The 6,866-nt window shown below is 55.6% G+C and carries 6 protein-coding genes and 1 pseudogene; 4 read left to right on the forward strand and 3 right to left on the reverse strand.

All coding sequences use genetic code 11. The annotated features are described in order from the left end of the window. Positions 1 to 111: 111 nt before the first annotated feature. Positions 112 to 528, forward strand: a pseudogene (locus tag K5905_RS23540) (DUF2585 family protein); the annotation flags it as partial. A 211-nt stretch (positions 529 to 739) separates the two neighbouring features. On the opposite strand, the gene K5905_RS23545 reads toward K5905_RS23540, so the two are convergent. The 3 genes from K5905_RS23545 to K5905_RS23555 form a co-directional block, all read right to left on the reverse strand. Further along, a complete protein-coding gene (locus K5905_RS23545) occupies positions 740 to 2,353 on the reverse strand; it encodes a di-heme oxidoredictase family protein (RefSeq protein ID WP_297588501.1) in 1,614 nt (537 codons plus the stop codon). Between the two features lie 285 nt (positions 2,354 to 2,638). Then, entirely contained in the window at positions 2,639 to 3,313 is a 675-nt protein-coding gene (locus K5905_RS23550; protein WP_297588504.1) for a GntR family transcriptional regulator, read from the reverse strand. After that, a complete protein-coding gene (locus K5905_RS23555; protein ID WP_297588508.1) occupies positions 3,306 to 4,343 on the reverse strand; it encodes a Gfo/Idh/MocA family oxidoreductase in 1,038 nt (345 codons plus the stop codon). Before K5905_RS23555 ends, K5905_RS23550 begins: the two co-directional genes overlap by 8 nt. Positions 4,344 to 4,534: 191 nt before the next feature. On the opposite strand from K5905_RS23555, the gene K5905_RS23560 reads away from it, so the two are divergent. The 3 genes from K5905_RS23560 to K5905_RS23570 all read left to right on the forward strand — a co-directional run. Continuing rightward, the gene (locus K5905_RS23560; protein ID WP_297588511.1) at positions 4,535 to 5,548 is read left to right on the forward strand and encodes a TRAP transporter substrate-binding protein; all 1,014 of its coding nucleotides are present in this window, start codon (positions 4,535 to 4,537) and stop codon (positions 5,546 to 5,548) included. A gap of 80 nt (positions 5,549 to 5,628) precedes the next feature. Beyond that, on the forward strand, positions 5,629 to 6,159 hold the full coding sequence (locus K5905_RS23565) for a TRAP transporter small permease (RefSeq protein ID WP_297588513.1): 531 nt from the start codon (positions 5,629 to 5,631) through the stop codon (positions 6,157 to 6,159). Then, positions 6,156 to 6,866, forward strand: a 711-nt coding sequence (locus K5905_RS23570) for a TRAP transporter large permease subunit (RefSeq protein WP_297588516.1), incomplete at its 3' end; no start/stop codon positions are given. The genes K5905_RS23565 and K5905_RS23570, both read left to right, overlap by 4 nt.

Below are 6,866 nucleotides of genomic sequence, written 5' to 3' on the forward strand. Positions count from 1 at the left end.
ACCTCCCCTATCTCGTTTCGATCGCCGATTTGCTGTCAGCCTTCAGGCGATTGCCGTCCTTGTCTGTCACCCATCCGTTGCGGATTGCCGTCTGAATTTCCTTTCGGCTGCTCATCGCAGCACATCGCCGACTGGTATACGTTCTCCCATATCATCCATGGCTTCATATTCTACTGGGTGCTGTGGCTGCTGTTCCGTAAATGGACCGTTGGCGAGCGCGCACTTGGAGCGATCTTCATTGAAGCCGCCTGGGAAGTAGCAGAGAACAGCCCGTGGATAATCGACCGTTACCGTGAAGCGACCATAGCCGTTGGCTATACGGGCGACAGTGTGCTCAATTCCGTCTTCGATATCCTTTGGATGTTACTTGGCTTCTTCTTCGCCTGGCGGATGCCGGTCTGGGTCACGATCCTCACGGCAATTGTCTTTGAATTACTGGCTCTGTGGGTGATCCGGGACGATCTCACGCTGAACGTTCTGATGCTGCTTTACCCGGTTGAAGCGATCAAGGTCTGGCAGGCAGGGTGACGGGTTCCTGTTTGCGAACGGCGCTGCGCTTCGCGATTTTCATCAAGGACGAAGCGTCAGCACAAATCCGCGATCCAGCAACCCGGGCATCAGCGTGAGCCGCAAGGCTCGGTGTCTACTGGATCCCTGCTTTCGCAGGGATGACACATAAATGAAACAACGGCCAGTTCAGCGAACTGGCCGTCATATCCTTCCCATGCGGTCGATCAGGTCACGGTTTTACCGGTGGAATGACGTTCACCGCCAAAGTCGTCTTCTGCGCGCGCACCGGTTCCGGAGACGCTGCGTGATCTTCTTCCTCGTCTTCTGGGTCCAGATCGATGATGATCAGGTTCTCCAGAAAGGCCACGATGGCGGCGCGATCCTCCTCGACAAGTTCTTCGTAAGCCATTCGGCTTTCTTCAGCTTCACCGCCATGAGCGAGAATTGCCTCGTTCAACGTTGTTGCATTGCCGTCGTGCAGCCACGGTCCGGTCGAGCCAACACCAGCCAAAGAAGCTGTTGGCCAGACAGATGCACCGAACCCATGAGCATCGACGGGATCGCGCAGTTTCTCACCCATGTCATGGCGCTTGAAATCCGAGTACCACGCAATCAGTGCGGATCCGTCCTCTGCCCTCGGAAACACGCCGAGATTCAACATTTCACCACTCTTGGTCTCGACGTGATTGTTGGGTGAATCCTTGGTGAGATCGAACCAGATGGCCGTGTCGCGCGACAGTCCGGCATCAATCGCTTTCTGGCCGGATGGCAGTACATCTTCGCGAAATCCGTCCTGAAGGCTCGGTTCGGTGAAAATCGGCGTGGAGACTTTCATGACCGGGACATGACAACCGTCGCATTTGGCTTCGGTGAATTTCTCACGGCCCAATTCGATCCGCGCCTTTTCGTCCGGCTCAAGCTGCATCAGCCCATGCTCGTGAAGCTCCAACCTCGAAATCGGTCGCTCCAAAGCGGCCATGTAGACGGCCAACGCGGTCAGGTCGCCGACGGACAGCTCTCCCGTTACACCGTCGTGATCGCCATCATGCGTCCCGACAAGCTCGTCCGACTGCATGCCAAGCTCGTTATGCGCAGCGTGCCGGGTGAAACTGCGGATCGTGGCATGCGTCCCCTTCCAACCGAACATTTTGACGACAAGGTCCTCATCAACACCTTCAATTCCACTGCGGTCAAACTCCGCCACACAAATCCCCGATTGCGGATCACGCATCGGGTGTGCGGAAAGCGTTCCGAAATTGACCGACTTTGCAGTCAGATTGATCGAGGCGCTTTGGTTGAGTGTGCAGACTTCCTTTTTCAAAGTGTCTTCTTGCGACTTCAGTTCAGCAGTCAGTTCCTCAGCGATCCGCTGAACCGCGCCAAGTGCAAACAGATGCGGCGTGTTGCGATGAAGAAATTTCGAGGGGTCGCCCGAGTGGAGCGGATCGACAATACCGTTGAGCGGATTGGCTCCTGCACCATTCGCATAGGGTGCCGAATGGCAGGAGATACAGGATTGGGCGACCGGTCCGGCTTCGCGCTCCGGCAGATGGGTCGTCCATTCGCCAAAGGCCTGCAGGTCCGCGCGCGGCATTCGCGTAAACCGTCGACCATCCTGGCTGACTTTTGCTCCGACCCCGCGCTCGGCGGAAAAGGATGCTTCCGTGAGTTCATCACCGGCTTCAAATGCCTCAATGAAGGCTGCTTGCGGATCCTCCTTCACCAATGAATTCAGGTGCTTCTGGTCGACCTTATCCGGCTCTTCTGCGAAGCCTGGAACTGCTATCCCTGCCAATAAGAGGATTGATAGTATTCCAAGCTGGCGATTGGCTCGCGTGAACATGATACCTGCCCTGTTTTTTACCCTGGAAGAAAACCAGGACACACTCTCGCGAGATTCAGGCAGAAAGGTGAAAAATATCGTTTATTTTCTTTTTATTTACTTATTGGAATAATTTCGATTTTCACGTGTTGTATCAATTACAGCGACATTATCTTGACGTCTCTTAGAATAATTAAAGTTCCAGGAGCGTTTTCTGCTGTTCTGGTTGTTCTGAGTTCTTTCGGCCACAACCACTCGGCCGCACGCGAGAGACCGCGAGGGCAAAAGCCCATTGCCACGACATGTTCAAAGCTGGAACAGCTTGTGTTTCTTCAAAAGGTCGATCAGCACTTCCCTTGCGTGCTGCCGGTGACTTCTGTGGCACTCCCGCGCATGGGCAGCCTCGCCTTTTTTGATCGCATCATAGACAGCGCGATGGTCTTCATTGGATTTGACCGGCAAGGGCCGGATAAACAGCGTCATGGCACGTGCGCGGCGGACCTGATTGGCCATCATGGAAACGATCGATTGAACACGGGAGTTGCCGCCAAGGCGCACCAGCTCCTCATGAAAGGCATTGTCGGCGATCGCCCAGGCTTCCAGATCCTCGCGCCCGAGAGCGTCATCCATTGCTTCGATAGATTGCTTCAGTGCGCTCAGATCCTCATCCGAATACCTTGCCTGTGCGGCTTCTTCAGCCGCCAGGCTCTCCAGTTCGGTAAGGACCGAATAAATCTCTTCCATGTCTTTCAGCGACAATGTTGCAATACGCACCCCCTTGCGCGGACGCACTTCCAGCAATCCCTGCTGTGCCAGCATCAAAGTCGCCTCGCGAACAGGAGTGCGGGACATGCCCAGGCGATCAGCCAACTCGCTTTCCAGGTGGTCGGATCCGGCCGCCAATTCGCCGTCAAAGATCAATTGGCGGATCTGCTCCATCGCCTGTGTCGTGATTGTTTTGGGTTTTGGTGCCTCAAGCACTGGCAAACTCCCGGATTTTCCGTCCCAGTCGATCCGACTCGTAAATCGCCTGTTCAATCGCAATGACTTTCAAATAGTCCTGCGCCTCGTTTTCCAACGGTCTTCCGTCAAGAAGACCACTGGCGACATGATCTATCAGATTCTTCACGCAGTCACCGCCGAACCCCTCCCAAGCCTGGGGAGCAAACAGGAGTGTGTCCTTCTGATCGGCAAAATGCCGAAGCCGGACAGACCCGTCCCCTGCCAGCGACAATGTCCCTTTCGTGCCCTCGACAAGCGCTTCTCCCAGTGTTGTCCGGCAGTTTTCGGCCGCGTGATCCAGGAGCCTGTTGCCGTCGAACAAGGCACGAACCCCGTCGGGGTAATCGAATATGAAGTAACCGGCATCTTCACCCTTGATCACCGGATTGATCCTGCGCAGATCAGCATAGACCGCTTCGGGTTCTCCCAACAGAAACCGGAACGTGTCGATCCAGTGGACACCGGTTTCGTGGATCAGCAGTTTCGGCATGTCCTGAAAATAGGGCTGACGGTCGAGATAGGCCCGAGGCCCCTGTCCGTCGCCCGTTCGAAGTCTGAAGGTCAATTGAAGAACAGTACCAATAAGTTCTTCATCGAGCGCCTGTCTGATCGTTCGGTACCAGGGTTGAAACCGAAAGTTCTCGTGAACCACAATTGTGGTTCCCGCATCCTTCGCCAGGGCAACGGCCTGTGTTGCCTCCTCCAGCGATGTGCAGAACGGCTTTTGACAGATAATCGCCCTCACGCCCTTTTCGATGGCGAGCTCAATGGCGCTGAAGTGGCTTGATGGCGGCGTGACGATGTCCAGGAGATCGGGGCGCACCATTTTCAGCATGGAGCCAAGATCACCAAAAGCTGTCAGCCCGGTTGCCCGGGCCTTTTCCTGATCCCGATCACAAGCTCCAACCAGCCGCACACGCGCATTCTTCCGCCAGGCCTCATAGTGAAACTGCGCGAAATAGCCAGCCCCCAGACAGGCCACTCGCAAGGTTTCGCCGCCCTTATTCATCGATTCAAATCCTCCCGCCTCTGCGACATCGCAGGGCATCAGCCATGTGCGGCTTCGTTCGGGGTCGCCATCGACCGCCTTCCATTTTTGATAGTCGACATTCGCCAAGTTGACAAGGGATTGAATTGCGTATACGCAAATGAATGTGCAATTTGATACGACCTGAAATGCGGTCGTGGGAGGAGACTGAAATGCTGGAAAAGAAAAGTTTGAGCCGCCTGCTTCTGAGTGCTGCCGTTCTGGTTGCCGGAATGAGCGGTGCATCTGCCATGGAAACGCTGCGGTTCAGCCACACGGATAATCCGGGTGGTTCCCGTCAGGCAGCTGCAGAACTGTTTGCGGAAAAACTCACCGAATACACAGACGGCCGCTACGAGGTACAGATCTTCCCGTCGGGCCAGTTGGCCAACGATCCGAAGGCGATTGAAATGCTCCAGCTAGGCGGCATTGATTTCACAGTTTCGGCAACCGGCAGCTACGCAACGCATCTGCCGACACTCAACCTGACAGCGATGCCGTTTCTGGTAGACACTTACGAACAGGGCTGGGAGCTATACGACAACTCGGAATGGCTACAGGGCGAGTTCCAGAAGCTTCCGGAAAAAGGCTTCCGTGTACTGTCGACCTGGGAGGCGGGTTTCCGCAGTTTCACAACAAACGAGCCGCTCGCATCTCCCGAAGACGCCAAGTCAATGAAAATGCGCGTTTTCCCGAACGATATGATCCGTTGGTCCATGGAAGCAATCGGATTTCAGACCGTCGTCATGCCCATCACGGATGTCTATCTTTCCATTCAGCAGGGTATCGTCAACGGACAGGAAAACCCTGTCGACACGATCAAGTCCCTGCGGTTTTACGAGGTCGCTCCAAACATCACGCTGACACGTCACGTCTACAGCCCGTTGCCGTTGACGATCGCCGAGAAAACCTGGCAATCCTTCTCCGATGAAGACAAGGAAGCCGTTTTGAAGGCCGCCGCGGAATCTGCCGCCTTCAGCCGGGAGCTTGTGAAGAGCTCGGTCGACAGCCAGCTTGCTGAAATGACAGAAGACGGCGCGACCGTCAGCGTTCCGGAAATCGATCCGTTTCGCGATGCGGTGCAGTCGGTCTACGTCAAGGCCAAGGATGTCTATGGCGAAGAAGCCGTTGACAACATCCTGGCCGACGCGGCGGCAATCAGAGAAGCGCTCCCGGCACAGAACTGATCGCCCTTTAGAAGCGTAACTTGCCGGAACCGGAAGGCTCGGCCCGAAGGTTCCGGCCCTTTCTTGAAAAGAGAAAACCCTTGGACTACCGAGATCATTATCCGGCTGTGCTGCGCTGGCTCAGCCATCTGGTCGACATTTGTCTGGCGCTTGGCGGCTTTGCGATTGTCACACTGGTGTTCTGCAATGCCTCTTTGAGAGGATTTGCAGGTTTTGACCTGGCGTGGTCGCTTGAAGTTACCAGTTTCCTTCTGCTGTGGAGCACATTCATTGGCTGCGCGGCCGCGGTGGCACGCGGTGCTCACATGCGGGTCACCGAGATCGTTGAAAAGCTGTTTCCGGTCATTGGACAACGCATTCTTTCCATCGCAATCGATGTGATCATTGCCATCCTGCTGATCAGCCTGATCTATACCGGATACAAGATCTCTCTACATACCTGGGCTCAGAAAACCACGGTACTCTACTGGCCCGTCGGTCTGCTTTACGCCTCCATGCCGGTTGGCATGGCCCTGACGCTCGTTTTTCACCTTTACAACATGGCGTTCGATCTGCGGAACCCGGTCGTTCCGCATGCGACCCATTCTGATGGTGGAGAGGCCCTGCTATGATCCTTCTCTTTGTTGTCGCGGTTTTTCTGACTACCGTTTTCCTGGGCATACCGCTGGTCTGGGCCATTTTGATCACGGCGGTTCTGCCCATAATCGTTTTCGATCTGGGCTACCCACTGCAGGCTCTCTTTCTGAACTTCATTGGCGGAGTGGAACCGAACCATTTCCTGGCCATTCCGCTCTTCATCGTGGCCGGAGAGATGATGAGCCGCGGCGGTGTCGGTCTGCGCATTATCGGTTTTGCCCGCGCCGCATTCGGCTTCATGGCCGGGGGCCTCGGCATGGTCGTCGTCGGCGCTTCGATGATTTTCGGCGGCATTTCCGGGTCAGCCATTGCCGATTCCGCCGCCATCGGCTCCGTCATGATCAAGAACATGTCTCGCGAGGGCTACAACACGGCATTCGCGGCCGGGCTTGTCGCTGCTGCCGGCACGATCGGCATCATCATACCTCCCTCAATTCCGATGCTTATCTACGGTTTCGTCGGCAATGTCTCGGTCGCGGATCTGTTTCTCGCCGGCATGGTTCCGGGTGTTGTGTTCGGTGCCCTGTTCATGGCCGTCTGCTATTATGTCGGCAAGTCGACGAATTGTGACCCTGGTGGTCGAACGACAACTTTCAAGGAACTGACCTCGTCTTTTGTCGGAACGGCACCTGCCCTCTTCATGCCGGTCCTGATCCTTGGCGGCATTTTCACCGGCTGGGTG

Origin of the sequence: Roseibium sp. (assembly GCF_025698965.1) — a bacterium.
In the GTDB taxonomy this organism is placed as follows: domain Bacteria; phylum Pseudomonadota; class Alphaproteobacteria; order Rhizobiales; family Stappiaceae; genus Roseibium.